Annotated in this window: 18 protein-coding genes; 3 read left to right on the top strand and 15 right to left on the bottom strand. The window is 67.3% G+C overall.

What is annotated here, in order from left to right:
• Positions 1–24: 24 nt before the first annotated feature.
• The 14 genes from AC6LJ2_RS22905 to AC6LJ2_RS22840 form a co-directional block, all read right to left on the bottom strand.
• Entirely contained in the window at positions 25–2,136 is a 2,112-nt protein-coding gene (locus AC6LJ2_RS22905) for a pilus assembly protein TadG-related protein (RefSeq protein WP_498152251.1), read from the bottom strand.
• A 26-nt stretch (positions 2,137–2,162) separates the two neighbouring features.
• The gene (locus tag AC6LJ2_RS22900) at positions 2,163–2,609 is read right to left on the bottom strand and encodes a DUF3613 domain-containing protein (RefSeq protein ID WP_263913534.1); all 447 of its coding nucleotides are present in this window, start codon (positions 2,607–2,609) and stop codon (positions 2,163–2,165) included.
• Positions 2,610–2,630: 21 nt separating this feature from the next.
• Positions 2,631–3,515, bottom strand: coding sequence for a tetratricopeptide repeat protein (locus AC6LJ2_RS22895; RefSeq protein ID WP_498152250.1), 885 nt, complete (start codon positions 3,513–3,515; stop codon positions 2,631–2,633).
• A gap of 11 nt (positions 3,516–3,526) precedes the next feature.
• Entirely contained in the window at positions 3,527–4,522 is a 996-nt protein-coding gene (locus AC6LJ2_RS22890) for a type II secretion system F family protein (RefSeq protein ID WP_263913532.1), read from the bottom strand.
• 11 nt (positions 4,523–4,533) lie between these two features.
• Positions 4,534–5,463, bottom strand: a complete 930-nt coding sequence (locus tag AC6LJ2_RS22885; protein WP_263913531.1) for a type II secretion system F family protein — start codon at positions 5,461–5,463, stop codon at positions 4,534–4,536.
• Positions 5,463–6,824, bottom strand: coding sequence for a TadA family conjugal transfer-associated ATPase (locus AC6LJ2_RS22880; RefSeq protein ID WP_263913530.1), 1,362 nt, complete (start codon positions 6,822–6,824; stop codon positions 5,463–5,465). Before AC6LJ2_RS22880 ends, AC6LJ2_RS22885 begins: the two co-directional genes overlap by 1 nt.
• 21 nt (positions 6,825–6,845) lie before the next feature.
• Positions 6,846–8,186 carry a pilus assembly protein CpaE gene (locus AC6LJ2_RS22875; protein ID WP_263913529.1) on the bottom strand — a complete coding sequence of 447 codons (1,341 nt, stop codon included), beginning with the start codon at positions 8,184–8,186 and terminating at the stop codon, positions 6,846–6,848.
• Positions 8,183–9,568 (bottom strand): type II and III secretion system protein family protein, encoded by a 1,386-nt coding sequence (locus AC6LJ2_RS22870; protein WP_498152249.1) that lies wholly within the window; start codon positions 9,566–9,568, stop codon positions 8,183–8,185. Before AC6LJ2_RS22870 ends, AC6LJ2_RS22875 begins: the two co-directional genes overlap by 4 nt.
• Positions 9,569–9,634: 66 nt before the next feature.
• Entirely contained in the window at positions 9,635–10,588 is a 954-nt protein-coding gene (gene cpaB / locus AC6LJ2_RS22865) for a Flp pilus assembly protein CpaB (RefSeq protein ID WP_498152248.1), read from the bottom strand.
• Positions 10,585–11,076 carry a TadE/TadG family type IV pilus assembly protein gene (locus AC6LJ2_RS22860; RefSeq protein WP_263913527.1) on the bottom strand — a complete coding sequence of 164 codons (492 nt, stop codon included), beginning with the start codon at positions 11,074–11,076 and terminating at the stop codon, positions 10,585–10,587. The genes cpaB and AC6LJ2_RS22860 overlap by 4 nt, the downstream gene beginning before the upstream one ends.
• A 1-nt stretch (position 11,077) precedes the next feature.
• Positions 11,078–11,518, bottom strand: a complete 441-nt coding sequence (locus AC6LJ2_RS22855) for a TadE family protein (RefSeq protein WP_263913526.1) — start codon at positions 11,516–11,518, stop codon at positions 11,078–11,080.
• Positions 11,485–12,006, bottom strand: coding sequence for an A24 family peptidase (locus tag AC6LJ2_RS22850; RefSeq protein WP_263913525.1), 522 nt, complete (start codon positions 12,004–12,006; stop codon positions 11,485–11,487). The genes AC6LJ2_RS22855 and AC6LJ2_RS22850 overlap by 34 nt, the downstream gene beginning before the upstream one ends.
• Positions 12,007–12,161: 155 nt before the next feature.
• Positions 12,162–12,338 carry a Flp family type IVb pilin gene (locus tag AC6LJ2_RS22845; RefSeq protein WP_006390266.1) on the bottom strand — a complete coding sequence of 59 codons (177 nt, stop codon included), beginning with the start codon at positions 12,336–12,338 and terminating at the stop codon, positions 12,162–12,164.
• Between the two features lie 118 nt (positions 12,339–12,456).
• A complete protein-coding gene (locus tag AC6LJ2_RS22840) occupies positions 12,457–13,287 on the bottom strand; it encodes an MHYT domain-containing protein (protein ID WP_263913524.1) in 831 nt (276 codons plus the stop codon).
• 601 nt (positions 13,288–13,888) lie between these two features.
• Here AC6LJ2_RS22840 and AC6LJ2_RS22835 point away from each other — a divergent pair.
• From AC6LJ2_RS22835 to AC6LJ2_RS22825, 3 genes are all read left to right on the top strand, one after another.
• Complete coding sequence (locus AC6LJ2_RS22835; protein WP_445659196.1) at positions 13,889–15,487, top strand: ShlB/FhaC/HecB family hemolysin secretion/activation protein; 1,599 nt, start codon at positions 13,889–13,891, stop codon at positions 15,485–15,487.
• Between the two features lie 357 nt (positions 15,488–15,844).
• Positions 15,845–17,587 carry a collagen-like triple helix repeat-containing protein gene (locus AC6LJ2_RS22830; RefSeq protein WP_498152247.1) on the top strand — a complete coding sequence of 581 codons (1,743 nt, stop codon included), beginning with the start codon at positions 15,845–15,847 and terminating at the stop codon, positions 17,585–17,587.
• A gap of 27 nt (positions 17,588–17,614) precedes the next feature.
• Entirely contained in the window at positions 17,615–18,154 is a 540-nt protein-coding gene (locus tag AC6LJ2_RS22825; protein WP_025140514.1) for a MarR family winged helix-turn-helix transcriptional regulator, read from the top strand.
• A gap of 120 nt (positions 18,155–18,274) precedes the next feature.
• On the opposite strand, the gene AC6LJ2_RS22820 is transcribed toward AC6LJ2_RS22825, so the two are convergent.
• Positions 18,275–19,432: an FAD-dependent oxidoreductase gene (locus tag AC6LJ2_RS22820; RefSeq protein ID WP_498152246.1), complete on the bottom strand. Its 1,158-nt coding sequence runs from the start codon at positions 19,430–19,432 to the stop codon at positions 18,275–18,277.
• Between the last annotated feature and the right edge of the window lie 9 nt (positions 19,433–19,441).

Here is a 19,441-nt window from a genome sequence, read left to right as displayed (position 1 = left end):
GGGCAGGGTTCAAGAGCTTCATCATCAATACACCAGACGGGGCTTGCCGCAGTCCACGGACAGCAGCGATACATCGGTTTGGCCGACGCTCAGGCCAAGCATGTCAAGCAATTGCTGCAGCAGGGTCGACAGCATGCCCAGCAGCGGCTGCAGCAACGCCACCACGATCGACAGCACGCCGCCGACCTGGTTGCCGCCGCTGAGCGCCAGCGACGACACCGCGTTGACGCGGCATTGGCGGATGGCGTCGGGCACGATCGCCAGCGAGCAGGTCAGGTCGCTCAAGGGCGCCAGCAGCAGCGAATTCAGGATATTGCCCACCAGTTGCAAGGTCCCGCCCAGCACACCGGTCAGGCCGCCGGTGGACAGGCGCTGTCCCAGCTGGTTCAGGGCGGTGGTCGACCATTGCATGTCGTTGACCACCTGCGAGATCGATTTGCCGGGGTTGTTGCCGCCGCCGCCCACCAGATCGGTGGCCAGGCCCGTGCGCTGCTCGGGCGTCAACGGCGTGCCGGTGCCCACCAGGTCGCCCAGGATGCCGCCGATCAGGGCATCGGACAGGTTCGACGCCAGCGCGCCCAGGTTGATGGACGTGGCGTTGACGGTGGCGGTGGAATTGGGCGAAGGCGGCTGGGTCAGCGTCACCGACACCGGCGCGGTCGAATTGAAGACCGGCAACGTCACCTTGGCGGTCAGCGGCAAAATGCCCAGCACGTTGAGCACCTGGTAGCGCTGGATGGCGGCGAAGGAACTGGGTTGGCAGCTGTTGGTGATGGACAGGAAATTGGCCTGCACGTTGTCGACGGCGGACGACATGCCCGGGAACTTGCCCAGGCAGATGTTGGCCACCGACGAGGTGACATCGATGGTGGCCTGCTGCTGCGTCAGCGGGGCCTGGCACAGCTTGGACACGGTGCCGGTCGATTGCGCCACGTCGATGATGACGGGCAGGTCGACCTTGGTGCCCAGCGTATTGGCCAATAGCGGCCCCAACAGGGGGATGTTGCTGGTGTTGGCGCGCAGGTACACGCGGATGCCGGCGCTGGTGGCCTGCGTGCCCACCCCGCCCACGCCGATGGTCGGCGGCTCGACGATGCGCACTTGCGACTGCACGCCCAGCAACGGCACGTTCAGGCCGAGGTTGACCAGGTTCTGGCCGTTGGCGATGACCAGCGCGGTCTCCAGCACGTTGAGCGCGTTGATGTTGGCCTGCAAGGCCGAGTTGATGTCGCCGCCCACCACGTTCAGGTCCAGCACGCCGCCGTCGCCGAACAGCTTGACGGGCAGGTTCACCGGCATCACGTTCAGCACCACGTTGATGGCGTTGCTCAGCAGGCCCAGGCTGGCGCCGGCGGTGTTGCCGGCCTTGTTCATGACGGTCAGCGTCGCCTGCAGCAACTGGCCCAGCGTCAGGTTGTTCAGGGCCGCCAGCTGTGCGGGCGTGCCCACGCCGGTGGCCACCGACACCGGCAGGCCCAGCGCTTCCAGCAGGCCGGACGGGGTGATGTTGACGGTGGCAAGACCCGCCGCATCCAGGATGTCCAGCTGCGCAGGCGAAGCCCCCACGGTCGACAGCAGTTGCGACAGCAGGCCGCCCTTCTGCAACCGCAAAAGGCGCGAGCCCACGGTGAAGACCGCCACCGGCTGCGTGCTGGCCGCCACCGACACCACCTGCACCGCCGTGCCGCCCGACGTGCTGCCGGAAAAGCCGGGAATGAGGCTGGTCAGGGTCTTGCTGATGGTGATGCGCAGCGCGTTGGGCACCTGCCCGCTGGCCGGATCGAACACATACATGCCGGTGGGATCGGCGCGGGTGTTGTCCCACACCTTGCATTCCACCGTCACGTCGCCCGCGGCAAACGTGTCCAGGATATTCGGTACGTTGGCCAGCACGGCGGTGCGCCCGGCCGCCTGCGCCCGCGTGCAATCGGCGGGCGCGCCCATGCCCAGCACCTGCACCGCCGACAAGGCGGCCAGGTCCGAGGCCTTCTGCATTTCCCGCTTCATGTAATAGGCATAGCCCAGCTGGGCGACGCCCAGCAGCACCAGGCCGACGATGACCGCGAACACGATGGCCACCGTCATGCTGCCACGCTGCCGCAGGGGAGACGCAGGACACGAAGAAGGGGCTGGCATGATCGCGACTCCGGGACGGAAGAACGCTAGTTGGTGTTGTTGGTCTGCACGCGCTTGGTGAACCACTCGGGGATCGGCCGGGTGAAGCTGTCCACGTAGCGGTTCCAGGCGGCGGTCGACACCGGGCCCAGCACGGGCAATGCCGCACCCGCGCGGCGGCCGTCGGCCTGGGCGGCCAGCAGGCCGCGCGTGATGTCGCCGAAGGCTTCCGGCGCCTCGGCGGCTTGCGGGGCGGCCTGGGGCGCGGGCTGCGGCATCGGCGTCTGCACCTGCTGCACCACCGGGCGCGACGGCATCTGGCCGGCAGGCGCAGCGGCCGCCGGGGCCGCGGGCACCGGCGTGGCCTGGGCCGCGCCGCCCCCGGTCATGCTGCCGGTCAGGGGCGCGTTCGACTGCGCATGGCCGGCCGCGGGCGCAAGCGCCGTCAGGACCAGCGCCAGCGAAAACGGAGCAAAAGCTAGGGTTCGAGACATGGCTAGGGTTCCTGGAGTCGGTTAACGCATGATGGGCCCGTTGCCCAGTCTGTCCATCAAGGGGCTCATGACCGGCAGCACGATGCCTTCGCCACGGGACACCCGGGTCGCCTGCGTATCGGCGCCCGCCGCCGCCCCGGCCGTGGGCGCGGCGGCCAGCGGCGCCGCCGTCTGGCTGCGGATCTCGGAAGCCAGGCGCAGCACCTGGCTGCGCGCCTCGTCACTGAGCTGGGCGCGGTCCATCACGTTCCTGGCGCGCACCGGTTCGCCTTCCACCAGCAGCAGCAAGGCCAGGTTGGCCAGCACTTTGCTGCTCTCGGGCGCCAGTTCGGCCGCCTGCCCCAAGGGCACGCGGGCGCCGGCGGGATCCCCGGCGCGCAGACGCGCAAAGCCCAGGTCGCCCAGGATGCGCGGGTCCATCGGCGACAGCTTGGCGGCGCGCGCGAAATCGTCGGCCGCCTGTTCGAACTGGCCGCGCGAACCGGCGATCAGCCCCAGGCCATGCCAGCCGTCGGCGGCCTGGGCGGTGCCCAGCAATGCGCGGTAGGCCTGTTCGCTGGACGCCGTCTGCCCGGTCTGTCGCAACGCTTCGGCCCGCATGACCGCCACGCGCGGATCGTTGCCGAACTTCTGCTGGAACGCCTCGATATAGGCCAGCGAGGCGAAATAGCGTTCCTGGCGCTGCGACTCGGCGATCATCGACAGCATCATCTCCGGCTCGGCGGGCTTGCGCCGGTTCTCGGCCTCGTCCTCGCGCTGGCGCATCAGGGCCTGTTCCTGCTGCTGTTGCTGGATCAGTTGCCAGGCGGTTTCCGCGTTGTTGCTCTGGCATCCGGCCAGGCTTCCTGCGCCCACGACGACGGCCGCCGCCAGGGTCCAACGCCATGCGCGTCCCGCGCTTTCCATACCGCCTGCCATCACATGCCCCCCATGCGCGACAAACCGCGCAATACCGCAACAAACCCCGCCCCGCCCGTCACGATCAACAGCGCCGGCAACAAGGTCACGATCATGACCGCCGTCATCTTGACGGTGGTCTTGCCCACTTTTTCCTTCAATTCCAGCCGCCGCTTCTCGCGCAGCCGTTCACCGAAACGATTCAGCGGCTCCTGCACCGCGCCGCCGTGCTGGTCCACCTGGGCGATCAGGCGGCAGATGGCCGACAGGTCGTCGTTGTCAAAGCCGCCCGCCAGCCGCGCCAGCGATTGCTCGCGGGTACGTCCGCGCACATACAGTTCGGACGCCAGCCGCAGTTCGTAGGCCAGCACCGGCATCACCTGGTCGAACTCCTTGATCAGCACTTGCAGGCTCTGGTCGATCGACAGTCCCACCCCTTGCAACAGCCGCAACAGGTCGATCAAGAGCGGCAGCTCATTGGCCGCCTGCTTGCGACGCCGCGACAGGCGCCGGCGCACGAACCACTTGGGCAGCATGTAGCCGATGGCAAAGCCGAAGAAGGCCGCCACGAACAGGCCCAGCGACGAATCGCTGATCTTGCGGCCCAGGTCCAGCGCCACCGCTGCCGCCGGCAACAGCAGCGCCAGCGTGAAGCGCGCCACGATGAAACGCAGTCGGGCCGTGGCCGGGTTCTCGTAACCCGCCATGTCCACCAGCTTGCGGTCCTCGCCGGCCAGCAGGGCTTCGGCGAAGCGGCCTTCGCTCAGGCGCTTGCCGAACGAGTCGGCCGCACGCGTGGCCGCGGCCAGCCTGCCCTGCCCGCCCTCGGGCGCCATGGCGGCGGCCTTGGCGCGGCCCTCGCGCGTGGCCAGCGCCTGGTCCACCACCTGCCGGCTGCGGTCCTGCCCGCGCAGGCGGCGCGTCATGCTCAGGCCCAGGATCAGCATGGCGGCAGCCACCAGCATCAGCGCCACCGCCAGCACGGTCGAGACATTCCAGGATTGAAGGGCTTGCATCCTCGGCGTCCTCAAATGGCCTTGGCCATGCGATACAGGATGTACGAGCCGGCCAATTGCAGGCCCACCGCGGTCATCAGCATCTTGAAGCCCAGGGGATCGACCCACAGGCCCATGAACAGGTCGTTGTTGGCCACCATGATGAAGCCGGCGATGCCCAAGGGCAGCAACGCCAGGATCCAGGCCGACAGGCGGATTTCGGCCGAACTGGCCGTCAATTCGGCGCGGGCCTGGCCGATGTCGCGCATGAACGCGGCCATGCGTTCCAGCACCTGGTCGCTGCGGCCGCCAAAGCGCAGCGCGACCGACACCACCGCCGCCACCATGTACAGTTCTTTCATGTCGTACTGGCGCGATACCTGCACCAGCGCCGCGTCCAGCTCCTTGGCCGAACGGCTCAGCGCCGCCGCGGTCTCGACCACTTCGCGCAGCGGCTCGTCGGTGGTGGCGGCCGCCGTCTGGAAGGCCGACGCCATGCTGTTGCCGATGGTGACCAGGCGCACGATGTTGTCCAGGAAGGCGGGCAGTTGCGACACCCGGCGCCGCTGCCGCCGGTCCGCACGCAGCCACAGCAGGAAGTACGCGAACACCGACAGCAGCACCAGCGCCACCACGCCCGACAGCCATCCCAGAAACAACCACGCCAAGAGCGCCCCCACCAAGATGGGCAGGATCAGCTTGGCGTAAAAGGCCGGGCTCTGGCGCACGCCGCCTTGCAACAGCAGCATGTCCCAGCGCGAAAAACCGCTGCGCAGGGCGCGCGCGCCTTGCGCGAACGGCAACTTGCCCGTGACCGGCGCGCCGCGGCTGCGCCGCAGTTGATCTTCCAGGAAGGCCGAGCTGGCCGCGCGGCGCGCGCCGCTATTGGCGTGACGCCACAGCAATACCGCCGCCACCGCGAACAGCAGCGCCAAGCCTCCGAAGACGGCCGCTTGCAGCATCAGCGCCTCCTGCTCCAGAAGCCCCCGCCCCCGCCATCCGGTTCGCCCGGCGTCGGTTCGGCGGGGCGCTGCTCATTGCGCATCTTCGCAAGCTTGGGAGTGTGCGGATGGATGCCCAGCCAATTCCAGCGGTCCTTCTCCTCGCCTTCCGGCGTGGCGAAGGTTTCGTGGCGATACAGTTCCTGGGTCGAGATCACGCTGTCGCCCATGCCGGTGACTTCGGTCACCGACAGCACCCGGCGCTTGCCGTTGGACAGGCGTCCGATCTGCACGATGAAATCCAACGCACTGGCGATCTGGCGCCGCAGGCTGTCCTCGCTGCCCTGAAAGCCCGCAAAGCCGGCCAGCATCTCGATCCGGTACAGGCATTCGCGCGGCGAGTTGGCGTGGATGGTGGCCATCGACCCTTCATGGCCAGTGTTCATGGCCTGCAGCATGTCCATGACCTCGGCGCCGCGCACTTCGCCCACCACCACGCGGTCCGGCCGCATGCGCAGGCTGTTGCGGATCAGTTCACGGATGCTGACGGCGCCACTGCCGTCAAAACCGCCCTGGCGCGATTCCAGGCGCACCACGTGCGGGTGGTTCAGCGACAGTTCCGCCGTGTCTTCCACCGTCACCACGCGTTCGGTCTCGGGGATGAAGAACGCCATCGCGTTCAGCAGCGAGGTCTTGCCCGAGCTGGTGCCGCCCGACACCAGGATGTTGCAGCGGTTCTTGACCGCCTCGTGCAGCAGGCGGTAGATCTCTTCGTCGAAGGTGCCCAGCGTCAGGAGATCGGCCGGCTTGAGGGGGTCCTGGCGGAATTTGCGGATCGAGACCATCGGCCCGTCCACGGCCAGCGGCTCGATCACCACGTTCAGGCGGCCGCCGTCGGGCAGCCGCGCATCCACCATGGGGCTGGATTCATCCAGCCGGCGGCCGATCGGCGCCAGGATGCGCCGCACGATGCGCAGCACGTGCTGGTTGTCGGTAAAGCGCAGCGTCTCGCGCGCCAGCACGCCGCGGCGGGACACGAACACGTTGTCGTAGCCGTTGATCAGGATGTCTTCGACGGCCGGATCGGCCAGCAGGTCCTCCAGCGGCCCCAGCCCGGCCAGTTCCTTGGTCAGGGCCTCGGCGATCTGCCGCATTTCGCCTTCATTGATGGGCACCCGGCGCAAGCGCACGAAGCTTGCCACCTCGATATCCACGAACTCCTGGATGGCCGAGCGCGCCCACCTGCCGAATTCCGCGCCCAGCTCTTCGATGCGGGAAAGCAGGTGCTCGTAGGCCGCCGTCTTGACTTCCTGGAAGCGGTTGGAGGACGCAAAGCCCTTGTCGCCATCGCCGCCGAACTCTATGGTCGCTGTCATGATCATGTCGGATTCCGCCGCCGTCCGTTACTCGACCACCATGCGGCGGTGCACGCCAGGCAGCCACGTGGCCAGCCAGCTTGCCCGGCCGCCCGGTGTGTTTTCTTCCGCGCTCAGCTTCTCGGCCAGCGCCTGGACCGCGCGGACGTAGACGTCGCGCTCGGCTTCCTCGTGCAGCAAATGGCCCTGGTTGGTGCACACCATCAGCGCCAGCGTGCGGTCCGGCAAGGTGCCGACCAAATCAAGCTGGAAGCGTTCGGCGATCTGCTGCGCCGTCATGCCGTAGCGCTCGTCGTAGCGGTTCACGATCAGGCCCAGGCTGCGGCGGTCCACGTGCAGTTGTTCCAGTTCCTGCAGCAGACCGGCCAGCGATACCAGCGCGCCCACGCTCTGGTCGGTGACGATCCAGTTCTGCTGCGAGGCGCGCGCCAGGCCCGCGACGAATTCAGGATTCGTAAAGCCGCCCGAGTCCGCCACCACCACGCCGAAATGCTGGCGCATGCGTTCGAACACCAACAGCGAATCGGACTGCGACACGTCGCGCATCTGGCTCAGGTCGCGCGGCAGCGCCAGCACGCTCAGGCCGTTGGTGGTGTGCGCCATGGCCGAACTGAGCAGGGTGGAATCCAGGCGGCGAAGATTGCGCGCGGCCTCGGCGAAGTCGAAATCGCTGCCGATGTTCAGGTACAGCTGGCAGTCGCCGACGGGCCAGCCCAGGTCCATCAGCGCCACCCGGCTGCTCAGCGGCAGGTGGCTGCCGGTGTCGGCCGCCGGTTTGGCGGCCTTGGCGCCGGAGGCCGACGCCCGCACGCCGTGCATGTGCTTGAGGCGATCCTGCACCATGCCGGCCAGGTGCACGGCCAAGGTGCTGGTGCCCACGCCCGGACGCGCCCCCAGCAGCAGCACGCTGCGACGCGAGCCATCCATCCGCGCCCCGCCCGCCGGCACGTCCAGCAGGCGCTGCACCACGTCCTTGACCTCTTGCGGGGCCACGGTGGGATCGACAAAATCGCTGACGCCCGCCCGCAAGGCCGCGATGGCGCCCTCGGGCTGGCTCAGCAGCCCCACGGCCACGCGCGGAATCGTCGGCGCAATGCGCGCCAGCAAACGCGCCAATTCGGCCGACTTGAACAGCTTGCCCGGCTCGTCCTCGCTCAATGTGAAATCCAGGAACACCACCTGCGGCTCGATCTCGGTCAGGCGGCGGCCCAGCTCTTCGACGCCGGGCACTTCCTGGGTCAACATGCCCATGTCGCCCAGCGCCTGCCCGAGCTGCGCGGCCACGCCGTCGCCCTTTGAACAAAACAGAAACCGGTTGCCGTTTTGCAAACCCACCCACTCCCTGGCATGTGTCTTCATATTGCTCACCGTGAAAAGCCCGGCATTTGCTGACCGCCCATGGGACCCATCAGGTAGTAGCCCCAAGCGTTGAACGCAGTGTCGGTCGCTTCCTGCCTGGCCCCGGGCAGCGGCAATGTCACGCCGCGTGCAATGGGCCGCACCAGACGCGGCGTCACCACGATGACCAGCTCGGTGTCCTCCTGGGTGTAGTCCACGCTGCGGAAGAACGACCCGATGATGGGCAGGTCGCCCAGCATCGGCACTTTAGTGACCAGCGCCCTGGTCTGGCGCGAGACCAGGCCGCTGATCACGAAGCTCTCGCCATCGCCCAGTTCGACCGTGGTGTCGGCGCGGCGGGTGCGCAGCGCCGGGATTCTCGTGCCGAAGCCGTCACCGCTTCCGTTCGGAATGATGACGGCATTGGCGTAGTCCAGCTCGCTGGCCTCGGGCGCCACCTTCAGTGCGATCCGGTCGCGCGACAGCACGGTCGGCGTCACTGTCAGGCCGATACCGAAGGGCTTGAACGTCACCGTGGTCGTGCCCAGGCCGCCGGCCTCGGGAATCGGCAGCTCGCCGCCCGCCAGGAAGCTGGCGCTTTGCCCGGTCAGCGCCACCAGCGTGGGCTCGGCCAGCACCCGCGCCATGCCGTTGTTCTGCAAGAGGCGCAGGCGGGCGCTGAAATTATTGGAGTCGTAGAACAGCGAAAACCCCGAGTCCAGCGCGGCGGTCCTGAAACCGAGCTCCCCGCCAAGCGATTGGGGCGAGGTGGAACTGATGCCGCCCCAGGGGCCGGTGCGGCCGGCAAAGCTGATGCCGGCCTGCTTCATGACCGAGCGCGACACCTCGACCACCTTGACTTCCACCTGCACCACGCCGCCGGTGCCGGCGGTGGAGACATCGACGACGTTCTTGTCGCCCACGGCGGCGCCCGCGGCGGCCACCGACGCCTGATGCGACAACGGCGACTCCGCCTGGCCCGACACCACGGCCCGGTCGCCCGCCACGTCGATATTGGCGCCGCCGGCCGCCCCGCGTCCGGCCAGCACCTGCTGCACCGTGCCGGCCACGCGCACAGTCCAGAGCTGCGGCGCGGCATTCGCGCCCGTCCAGATCTGCAACGTGGTGGTGCCTGCCTTCTTGCCGTACAACAGCAGCGACGCCTGGCGCTTGCCCGAGGCGGGCAGCACCTTCACGTCGGCCACCTCGGGGTCGCCGATGGCGATGCGGGCGGGCGCCCCATCCAGCATGAGCGTCTGCTGGCCTTTGACGGCCACCGCGATGTCGCGGGCGGGCGCATTCAGGCTGGACGCGTTGGGCACGGCGTTCTGCGCCAGGCTCATCGCGCCGTAGGTCATCGCCGCTGCGGCCGACAGGACGCAGATCAAAGGGGTGCGCTGGATTCTCTTCATTGTGCTGGATCTAGTTGACAGGTCGGGTCCAGCCACGGGCGGCATCTGGCCACGCGCAGCCGCGTTTCAATAGCGCACGCGCTCGGATTTGTCTCCTCGCAAGATTTCGACGGAACGACCGCCCCCGCCGCCGGACGCACGGACCGGCGCGGGTTTCGCGGCGGGCGACGTGCCTTCCAGCTGCGCCAGGCTTTCGCCGGCATAGGCGCGGTTCGGTCCGGTCTGCAGCAGTGCGCGCTGTTCGGGTGTCAGGTCGGTGCGCGCCGGCAATACCGCGCTGCGCTGCGCGAACAGCTGCGTGTCGGGCACGGCGTCGTCGCCCACCGGCCGCAGGGCCAGTTGCAGGCGGCCGGTGCGGCTGGCCAGCATCAATTCACTGACCTGTTCGACCGGTACGGCCAGCACCGCCGTCCTGGCCGGCTGCCCGGGTGGTCCGGGCAGCGTGGTCTTTTCTTCCGGACCGTCCACCGACGCGGCGCCGTAGGCCAGCACGCGGACCTGCGACTGCAGCAGCCGGGCCTGGCCGCCCTGGACCTCGACGCCCTTCTCCAGCATGAAGAACACGTCCACGAGATCTCCCGGCGCAATGCGATTGCCGCCCCCCACGACTTCATCCACCGCGATCGCCACGGCGCGCTCGCCCGGCTTGAGCTGGCGGCCCAGGCCTTGCGCCAGCATGCTGGGCAGCAGCGGATCGCCGGCCGCGATGTCGATGCGCGCATAGGCGCCTTCCAGCGGCGTCGGCGAGCTGTAGCTGCCCGACAAGGCCACCTGCCATTCATCCACCTTGAGCATCTTGCTGCCGTCGATGCGCGTGCCGGCCGGGATCGGCGTCGCCGCGACTACCACCGGATAGCGCTTGGCCGGCGGCGCTGACGGCGCGGGCGTCGTCGTGGCCACGGGCCCGGCGGGTGTCTGCGCAGGCGCCGACGGTTCGGAAGCCAGGCGCCAGGCCACGAACGCCAGCACCAGGCCCGCCGCCAGCAATACACCCGCGATGATTTTGCTCAGACTGCTCATGGTGTCCCTTGGGAGATTTGCACGATGGCTTTCGACGACAGCCGGGTCGGAATCCAGTTCTTGTCCGTCCCGGGCAACATCGCGATGAAGGCCTGGAAGGTCGACAGCACCGGCCAGGCCTGCACGTTGAAAGTCATGGCGACGGTGGCGCATTGCGCCGTCTGGCCACCCGAGCCGCTCCAGGTGCAGGGTGCGCTGGTGGTGGCGCACGCCACCGCCGACCCGCTGCCGAACACGCTCATGGCCGCCGTGCATGCCGAACCGGGCACATCCGCCTGGCCCGCGAAGCGCGCGTACACCGCCGCCCGTGCGCCTTCGGAAGCGGCCGAGGCCAGCTGCTGCTGCATCCAGAACAGCACGCCATAGCCCACGACGGCGCAGACGAACATCAGCAGCATCGTCACCATCAGCGAGAACTCCAGCGTGGCGATGCCTTGCTGCGCGGTCTTGCGGCCGCGCGGGACATCCGGGTCGGCGTGCGCAGCCATGTCAGGGGCTCCCGTCCAGCGAATTACCCAGGTGGACCGTGGCGCGCGCGGTCAGCACGCTGGAAGGCGGCATCAGGGCCTGCGCCAGGAACGGGAAATTCGGAATCAGGGGATTGGCGCCGTAGGGATAGCTGACGGTCACCTCGATCTGGTCGGCCGTGAGCGGCAAGCCACTGCAGCTGCCCCCGCCCGTGCTGCTGAGCGTGCCCGACGGCCCGCACACGGCGACAGCCACGGCCGCCGAGGACATCGTGGTGATCCAGCCGGACCGGTCCAGCGCAATATCGCGCCCGGCATTGGCACGGGTCGTCAGCGAGGTGGCGCCGGGCTGCCACTGCAGCACCTTGCGCGCGCCATCCTGGGCGGCCAGGGTCACGGAATGCTGCGCGGTAAAGACCAGGGCGTAGGTCAGGATCGCGTAGAACACCAGGAAAAACACCACGAATACCAGTCCGAATTCAAGGGAATAAACACCACGCTGAGCGCGGCGGCGCCGAGGTAGGTGCCGTACGGAATCTGGCGAGCCCGAAGCGGCAATGCCCAGCTTCGGGAAAAAAACAGGTACAGCAAGGCGTGCAGCCCGGCCAGCAGGCTGGCAAACACCAGCGTCAGCACCAGCGGTGCAAAGCCCGTCAACAGGCCCAGCACGGCAATGGCCTTGACGTCGCCCGCGCCCATCAGGCGCCGGGTCCATAAAGGGAAAAAGGGCAAGGCCAGGGCAAATCCGGCCAAGGCCATGGGCCAGCCGGCCCAGCGTGGCGGATAGCCCCAAGCCGGAGCCAGCCAGGCGGCCAGCAGCCACAGCGCCTGCCCCGCGAATCCCGCGACGATGAGCGTGTTGGGTACGCGGCGATAGCGCAGATCGGTGTAGATCAACACCAGATTCCAGCATGCGAACAACAGCCACCACAGCACTTCCCCTGGATACAAGGCAGGACCTTCTGACGGTTTCGGTTCGAACTACCGGGTGCCCGCCCAGTGGGACACCGTCTCCTTCAGCTCCGTATCAAACGGGGCAGCAGGCCCGGCCAGCCGGGGCCGCCTGGCCATAGCCAGGCACGCCGAGGCGGCCGGGGCCTTCGGTCTCACTTGGACGCGTTGGCGAGCTTGGCTTGCAGCGACGTGAACAGGCCGCTTAGCGCGCCCGTGAATGTCGCCAAAGCCGCCACCAGCGCCACCGCGATGGTGCCCGCGATCAGCCCGTATTCCAGGGCGGTAATGCCTTCTTCGTCGTTCCAGAACTGCGCAAGTTTCGCTTTCATGTCGAGCTCCTGAGGTCTCGCTGGATAATTGAGCCTCGCCGCAGTCGCGGCACAGGCCCCCTAAACCCGGTACTTCGGTGCGCTGGCGTGTTCGTCACCCGCGCGCCTCCGGGGACTGCTAACCGGGGCCCAATGTGGAACCCGGTGTCCTGCCCGGCTCCACCGAGGGAGCCGATTCGATGATCGAATCGATGCGCTGCGCCAGGCGCGCCCGAAAGCGTCGCGAGGCGCGCTGCAGATGCCACCGCATGGCGATCAGCATGACGGCGGACAGCACGAACGCGATATACGGCAACATCACCCCGCCGATCTGCATGCTGGAAAAATCCCGCGGCGTGGTGCAGACGACAGTGCCTGCTGCCGCGCCGGTGTAATGCATGCCGCACACGGCCACTGCCATCAAAACGGCCGCTCCGGCGCGCTGAAACTCATTCTGCGTATTGAAAGCCAGCCACAATGCGGCTGACGCGGCAATTACCGCGATGAATACCGACAAAACAACCATCGGCAGATTCCACATGAATACGGCCGGCATGCGCATGGCGCTGATGCCCACATAATGCATGGCGGCAACGCCCAGGCCCGCGGCCAGGCCGCCCACCAGACAACGCATAAATGTGAAACGGTCGCGGCCCACATACCAGAAAGCCCAACCGGAAAAACCGGCGGCCACCAGGAAACTGAGTGCGGTCAATCCGACCTGGTAACCCACGTCGAACGGCAAGTCCTGTGCCTGCATGCCGATGAAGTGCATGCTCCAGATACCCACGCCGCCCATGGCCAGCGCACCGATGAGGATGTAACCGATGCGAATTTCACCGTCCTGCATTTCGGCACGGATGCCGACGGCGGCCAGCAGCGCCACGTAGGAACCGAGCACCGCAATCAGGAACGACAGCGCGACGAGGCCGCCATTGAAAGAAAGCGGAACGATATCGCCCGGGTTCATGGATGGCCCCTGTGAATCTGCGGATCGAGGCCGTCTGCGGCGGGTCTGCTTGCGACGATTGTCTTGCGGTCATCCTGGTTCATCTACGGACTCCCGATAGCCTGTAAACCCGATGTGTTTTGAAACGTTTATATAGTCTTATCTATTAACAATTAATACACATCAGGGTTTATACCAGTATTCGCAACACTGCGACAGCTTACTTGTAACGAATACTCGGAAATTCGCAGGCGTCATTTTTTCGCATACCGGTAAACCCTGAATTTTCGCATTCCGGAATTGCCTTCTATTTCACTATGTTGTTATATCCACGTTTCCGAGCAGTCACAATGAAATAATTTGTCATTGCCCTGCCGCGCTGGCAACATACCGCCTGAACGGCACGCGACGGTCATTACTTATATAGCGTCCCCGTATATTGACGGCCTTAATCCGGGCATTTATCGAATGCTGTTTAACGGCACCTGCGGCAAATGAGAGACAACAAGGCATGAGACGTACGCTTCCCGCAAGTCCGCTTTACCTCGCCCTGATCTGCACCCTTGCCGCTGTCGGCACGGCACGGGCCGATGGCCCGCTGCGGGGCAACCCCGTCGACGCCATGCCGCAGATAGAACGCCCTCCCAGCGCGACGCAGCCGCCCCCTGTGGTGCAGACCGCCACCCCGGAGCAATTGGCGCTGCAGGCGCGGCTGGCGCAACGCATCGTGCCCCGGCACTTTGACGTGACCGGCGTGCATGAAATGCCGTTCGAAGAGGTGTCGGCCCTGCTCGAACCCCTGTCCGGCAAGGAAATCAGCCTGGGCGAGCTGGTGCAGCAGGTGGACAAGATCACCCAGCTTTACCGTGACCGCGGCTATCCGCTGTCGTTCGCGCTGGTGCAGAACCAGACCTTTGCCAACGGCCTGGTGGTGGTGACGGTGGTGGAAGGCTATATCGGCACGGTGCGCATCGAAGGCGACATCGGCAATGCGCAGGACCGCCTGGAATCCCTGGCCGAGCCGCTGAAAGCCGAAAAGCCCCTGAAACAGGCCACGCTGGAACGGGTGCTGAACCTGATGCGCACGGTGCCGGGCGTGAAATTCACGCCGGCGCTGGACCTGCCGCGGCGCGCCGACGGCGCCACGGAACTGGTGCTGACGGCTTCGCGCCAGCCGGTCAGCCTGACCGCCGGCGTGGCGGACCTGGGCACCGGCATGCAGCCCCTGGTGAATGCCGCCACCAACAGCCTGACGCCGCTGGGTGAGCAGGTCAAATTGACGGCAGCCGTCCCGTTCAACACCGACGACGTGAAGTACGTGTCGGGCGAGATCCGCGTGCCGATCGGCAACGACGGCCTGGCGGTCAAGGTGGATGGCTATCACTACGATGCCAAGCCCAAGGACGACGCGATCGAATACCTGGGCTTCCAGCGGCGCGTCAAGAACGACCGCATCGGCATCGGCGTGAGCTACCCCTTCCTGCTGAACAACACGCGCTCGCTGACGGGTACGCTGGGGGTCTATGCCGCCAACTCCAAGGACCGCTACGAGGCCAAGAACTCCGACCGCTGGCTGCAGCAGGATGCGCAGGTGCGCGCCGCCAACCTGGAAATGCGCTATATCCAGGTGTCCGAGGCCGCGACTTCCGACGTGACCCTGGCGGTGGCCAAGGGCTTCAATTCGGCCGGCGCCAAGAAAGAGATCAACACCAACTACGGCTATTCGGCCGTGCCGATCCTGGACCTGGACTTCACCCGCTACAACCTGAATGCCAAGCAGACCTTCGCCCTGCCAGCGCAGTTCGGCCTGACGCTTTCCGGCGCCGCCCAGTATTCGAGCAATATATTGCCGTCGTCCGAACAGGTGTCGTTCGGCAGCTGGCGCTTCGCAATGGGTTATCCGCAAGGCGAACAAAGCGGCGACAAGGGCGTGGGCGTATCAGCCGAAGTGAACCGCCGTTTCGGCACAGGTTGGGAATACCTGTCGAACGTGCAGCCGTACGCGCTGATCGACTTTGCCCGCACCTATTACAACAACAAGGGCCTGCAGCAACTGAATCAACGGCACCTGTCATCCGTGGCGCTGGGCCTGCGCTTCACCGATGACAAGTACTACCTGTTTGATTTCAACGTGGCCAAGCCGATAGGTTCGGCCACGGTGAACAACGACCGCGACGTGCGTTTCAACGCGAACTATTCGCTGTATTACGACGCGTTCTGATCTGGCGGCGGCAATCCATGGATTGCCGTCGGAAAACCCAGGCGCCCGTTCCGACGGGCGCTTTTTTTTGCCTGTTCCACACACCGCGTTACGTAACGTGGGCCGTAACGTAACGGGCGATTGACGGTCAGACGTAACATTCGCAGGCTCCGCGTGATCGTAAAAATGGGGGATTCCCAATATTGGTATAAACCCTTTTAACACCACTCAAGCCATTGATTTTATTGACGTTTTAGAAACCTAAAAACGCGCTGAACGTAAACTGGCACGGCATTCGAAAAATATTGGCACGGTTTATGCATGTAGAGACGTATCGGGCAGTTTCGACGCCTGACACTTCCCCCACAGGAGCTCGCCATGAATGCCAAGATTGAAACGCAGCGCGTACAACGTATTTTGACTTCCACCGTTCTGGCGGCCGCTCTGATGAGCACGCTGGCTGCCTGCGGCGGCGGAGGCGGTGGCCACAAGAGCGGTCCTTCGGCTGGTTTGCCGGGCACCGATCTTCCGACCAATCCGGGTGGCCCGAACAATCCGGGCAATCCGAATAACCCCGGCGGTCCGAATAACCCGGGCAACCCGAACGAACCGAATCCCCCGGTCAATCCGGTGACCACCGGTTTGCTGCAAACCACCCTGGGTAATACCGGTGCGGCCGTCGACAATACCCTGCCGCTGAATCTGGGCACGACCCTGGGCGGCGTCGGCAAGGCGCTGGACCCCACCGTCAAGCCGGTTGTCGATACGGTTGTCGGCCTGACTCAGCAAGTGGGCGCCACCACCGGCCTGGGCCAACCCGTTGACGGCACGGTCAAGCAAGTCGGCGGCCTGGTCGAAGGCCTGGGCACCACGGTCAAGGGCACCGGCCTGCCCGGCGGCCTGAGCGCCGGCGTCGGCGGTCTGGTCGAAGGCTTGGGCAAGACGGTCGCCAGCACCGGCGGCCTGCTCAATGCCGACCCGAAGAATCCGCAACCGCTGACTACCATTCTCGGCAACGCCACCAACGCGGTGGGCGCCCTGACCGGTGGACTGTCCGGCAATGGCGGCCTGCTGAACCCCGTGACCCAACTGGTGGGCGGCGTGACCGGCGGCGTGCTCAACGGCCCGTCCAAGCCCTTGCTGGAACCGGCACTGGGCAACGTCGGCAAGACGGTCGACAACGTGCTGCCGCTGGGCCTGCAGCCCACGCTGGGCGGCATTGGCGCGGCGCTGGATCCGACGGCCAGCCCCCTGGCGGGCACCGTGGTCGGCCTGACGCAGCAAGTCGGCGCCACCACCAAGCTGGGCGCGCCGGTGGGCGGCATCCTCAACAGCCTGGGCGGCACGGTCAGCAACCTGGGCACGCAACTGCCCGGCGGCAATGTGGCGGGCCTGAATGGCGTGCTGCAAGGCCTGGGCGGCGCGGTCAGCAGCGCCGGCGGCCTGCTCAACGCCACCCCGGGCAACCCCAACCCGCTCGGCGCCACCTTGGCCAACGCCACCGGCGCCGTCGCCTCCCTGACCGGCGGCCTGGGCCTGGGCGGTGCGACGGGCGGCAATAACGGCGGCCTGCTCAGCCCGATCACCGGCATCCTGGGCGGCGTCACCGGCGGCACCACGGGCGCCAATGGCGGCCTGCTGGCGCCGGTGACCGGTCTGCTTGCCGGCGTGACCGGCACCGTGGGCGGCGCCACGGGCGGCACCGCGGCCAACGGCGGTCTCCTGGGCGGCCTGCTCGGCGGCGTGACCGGTGCGACCGGCGGCGCTGCGGGCGGCACGGCCGGCGCCAATGGCGGCTTGCTGGGTGGCCTGCTCGGTGGCGTGACCGGCACGGCCGGCGGGACGGCGGGCGGCGCGGCAGGTGCCAATGGCGGCTTGCTCGGCGGCTTGCTCGGAGGGGTGACCGGCGGCGCGACCGTCAGCGCAGGAGCGGGAGCCGCCGGTGCGGGTGCCGGGGCCAGCGCCGGTGCCGGCGCCTCGGGCACGGCCAACAATGGCGGCCTGTTGGGCGGCTTGCTGGGTGGCGTGACGGCCGCGGTGGGCGGCGGCACCACCACCAACGGTGCCAACAACGGCGGTTTGCTGGGCGGCCTGCTCGGCGGCCTGTCGGGCCAGAAGTAAACCACCGGATCCGTGAGGGAGCGAACCATGCTGCAACAAGAAACCATCGTTCACCACGAGCATGTGACCGTGATGCCTGAATCTCGCAACAACGATCTGCGGCCCGGAATGCTTGACGATATCGCCCTGATGCTGGGTCGGCAGTTCGCCGTGTACAACGCGGCATGCCAGTCGGCCCTGGCGGAGAAACTGGGTATCCCCCTGGCGGATCTGAAAGCGCTGGAACTGGTGATGGAGTTCGATGCCCTGCCCACGGGTCAACTGGCCCAACTGATGGGCATCAGCTCCGGCGGCGCCACCGCCTTGATCAATCGCCTGGAAGCGGCCGGGTATGTGCAGCGGGGCCGCCACCCGCTGGATCGCAGGATGATCGTGATCCGGCCGGTCGAGGAAGCCTGCCAGCAACTGGCCCAGGAACGCCAGTGGGTGGCCGAAGCGGTGGTGCTGATGGCGCGCCGCTACGACGCCGCCGAGCTGGAGGTGGTGCATGCCTTCCTGGCGCAATGTGTACGCGCCCTGCGGCACGACACCCTGGTGTGGCTGGAAACGCGCAGCGCGCACGAGTGACGTCTGGCCGCGCAAGCGGCCCCCGCACCGCCCCCCGATCCGCAAGGACCGGGGGGCGGTTTTCCTTTGGGGCCCTGTCCTGGCCGCGTGGGGGCCTGTGTGCGTCCGCGCCGGGTGGCGTCAGTGCGCGGCGAACAGGTCCACCACGCTGGCCGGCGCGAGCGGGCCGAAGAAGCGCTCGTGGTTGCGAGCCGTCTGCGCGGCGGCCGAGGCGCTGCGGGCAAACAAGGCCTGTTCGTACTCGGCCAAGGCGGTCTCGATCGCGGTGGGGCGCGCGCACAGCGCGTGGGCCAACGCGGCGCCGTCGTACAGGGCGAGGTTGGCGCCTTCGCCGGCAAACGGAGACATCAGGTGCGCCGCATCCCCCAGCAAGGTCACGCCGGGCACCCGTTCCCAGCGATGCGCGACCGGCAAGGCGTGCAGCGGCCTGGCGATAGGGTCGGCCTCGCCTTCGGTCACCAGCGCGCGCAGCGCCGGCGCCCAGCCGTCGAATTCCAGGGCGAGCCGCGCCAGGGCGGCCGACCGGCAGGTGAAGTCGATGGCGCTGAACCAGGCCTGCGGCCGGTTCAAGGCGACGTACGCGTGCAGGGTGCCGTCGGCGTAACGATGGCCCAGGATGCCCTTGCCGGGCGCCACGGCCATCAGGGTGCCGCGGCCGATCAGCTGCGCGCTGGCGGGGTGGCGGCGGTCGCCATCGGACAGGCGCGTTTCGATGAAGGTGGTGCCGACGTACGCAGGCAGGGCCGCCGACAGTAGCGGCCGGATGCGGGACCAGGCGCCGTCGGCGCCGACCACCAGATCGGCGGTGAACGAGGCGCCCTGGGCGAACGCCAGGCGATGCCGGCCATCGCCCAGGGCGTCGGCAGCGGTGAGCTTGTGGCCCCATCGGATCGTGCCGTCAGGCAAGGACGCGGCCAGCAGGCGGCGCAACGCGCCCCGGTCGATTTCGGGCCGGGCGGGTTGGGCCTGGCCAGGACGATCGAACAGGATGCGGCCATGGCGGTCGACGACCCGCTTGCCGTCCTCGCCGGGCAGCGCCAGGGCCAGGAAGGCCTCGTGCAGGCCGGCGGCCCTGAGGGCGATCTGGCCGTTGTGTGCGTGGATGTCCAGCAAGCCGCCCTGGCCGCGCGCATCGGGCGAGGCGTCGGCTTCGAACACGGTGGCGGGGATGCCGTGCAGGTGCAGGACGCGTGCGAGCGTCAGGCCGCCCAGTCCGGCGCCGACGATGGCGATACGGGCACGGGACAGGGAGTTTGCTGCGGGGATAGCGAGGTTCATGGCGCGTTC

It is taken from the genome of Achromobacter sp. 1014246743, assembly GCF_059760725.1.
This window is presented reverse-complemented; position numbering and strand designations above follow the sequence as displayed.

Bases quoted from the DNA above. Each gene is read 5' to 3' on its own strand.
- AC6LJ2_RS22905 (WP_498152251.1), bottom strand. From the start codon at position 2,136: ATGCCAGCCCCTTCTTCGTGTCCTGCGTCTCCCCTGCGGCAGCGTGGC.
- AC6LJ2_RS22900 (WP_263913534.1), bottom strand. From the start codon at position 2,609: ATGTCTCGAACCCTAGCTTTTGCTCCGTTTTCGCTGGCGCTGGTCCTG.
- AC6LJ2_RS22895 (WP_498152250.1), bottom strand. From the start codon at position 3,515: ATGGAAAGCGCGGGACGCGCATGGCGTTGGACCCTGGCGGCGGCCGTC.
- AC6LJ2_RS22890 (WP_263913532.1), bottom strand. From the start codon at position 4,522: ATGCAAGCCCTTCAATCCTGGAATGTCTCGACCGTGCTGGCGGTGGCG.
- AC6LJ2_RS22885 (WP_263913531.1), bottom strand. From the start codon at position 5,463: ATGCTGCAAGCGGCCGTCTTCGGAGGCTTGGCGCTGCTGTTCGCGGTG.
- AC6LJ2_RS22880 (WP_263913530.1), bottom strand. From the start codon at position 6,824: ATGATCATGACAGCGACCATAGAGTTCGGCGGCGATGGCGACAAGGGC.
- AC6LJ2_RS22870 (WP_498152249.1), bottom strand. From the start codon at position 9,568: ATGAAGAGAATCCAGCGCACCCCTTTGATCTGCGTCCTGTCGGCCGCA.
- cpaB (WP_498152248.1), bottom strand. From the start codon at position 10,588: ATGAGCAGTCTGAGCAAAATCATCGCGGGTGTATTGCTGGCGGCGGGC.
- AC6LJ2_RS22860 (WP_263913527.1), bottom strand. From the start codon at position 11,076: ATGGCTGCGCACGCCGACCCGGATGTCCCGCGCGGCCGCAAGACCGCG.
- AC6LJ2_RS22845 (WP_006390266.1), bottom strand. From the start codon at position 12,338: ATGAAAGCGAAACTTGCGCAGTTCTGGAACGACGAAGAAGGCATTACC.
- AC6LJ2_RS22840 (WP_263913524.1), bottom strand. From the start codon at position 13,287: ATGAACCCGGGCGATATCGTTCCGCTTTCTTTCAATGGCGGCCTCGTC.
- AC6LJ2_RS22835 (WP_445659196.1), top strand. From the start codon at position 13,889: ATGCCGCAGATAGAACGCCCTCCCAGCGCGACGCAGCCGCCCCCTGTG.
- AC6LJ2_RS22830 (WP_498152247.1), top strand. From the start codon at position 15,845: ATGAATGCCAAGATTGAAACGCAGCGCGTACAACGTATTTTGACTTCC.
- AC6LJ2_RS22825 (WP_025140514.1), top strand. From the start codon at position 17,615: ATGCTGCAACAAGAAACCATCGTTCACCACGAGCATGTGACCGTGATG.
- AC6LJ2_RS22820 (WP_498152246.1), bottom strand. From the start codon at position 19,432: ATGAACCTCGCTATCCCCGCAGCAAACTCCCTGTCCCGTGCCCGTATC.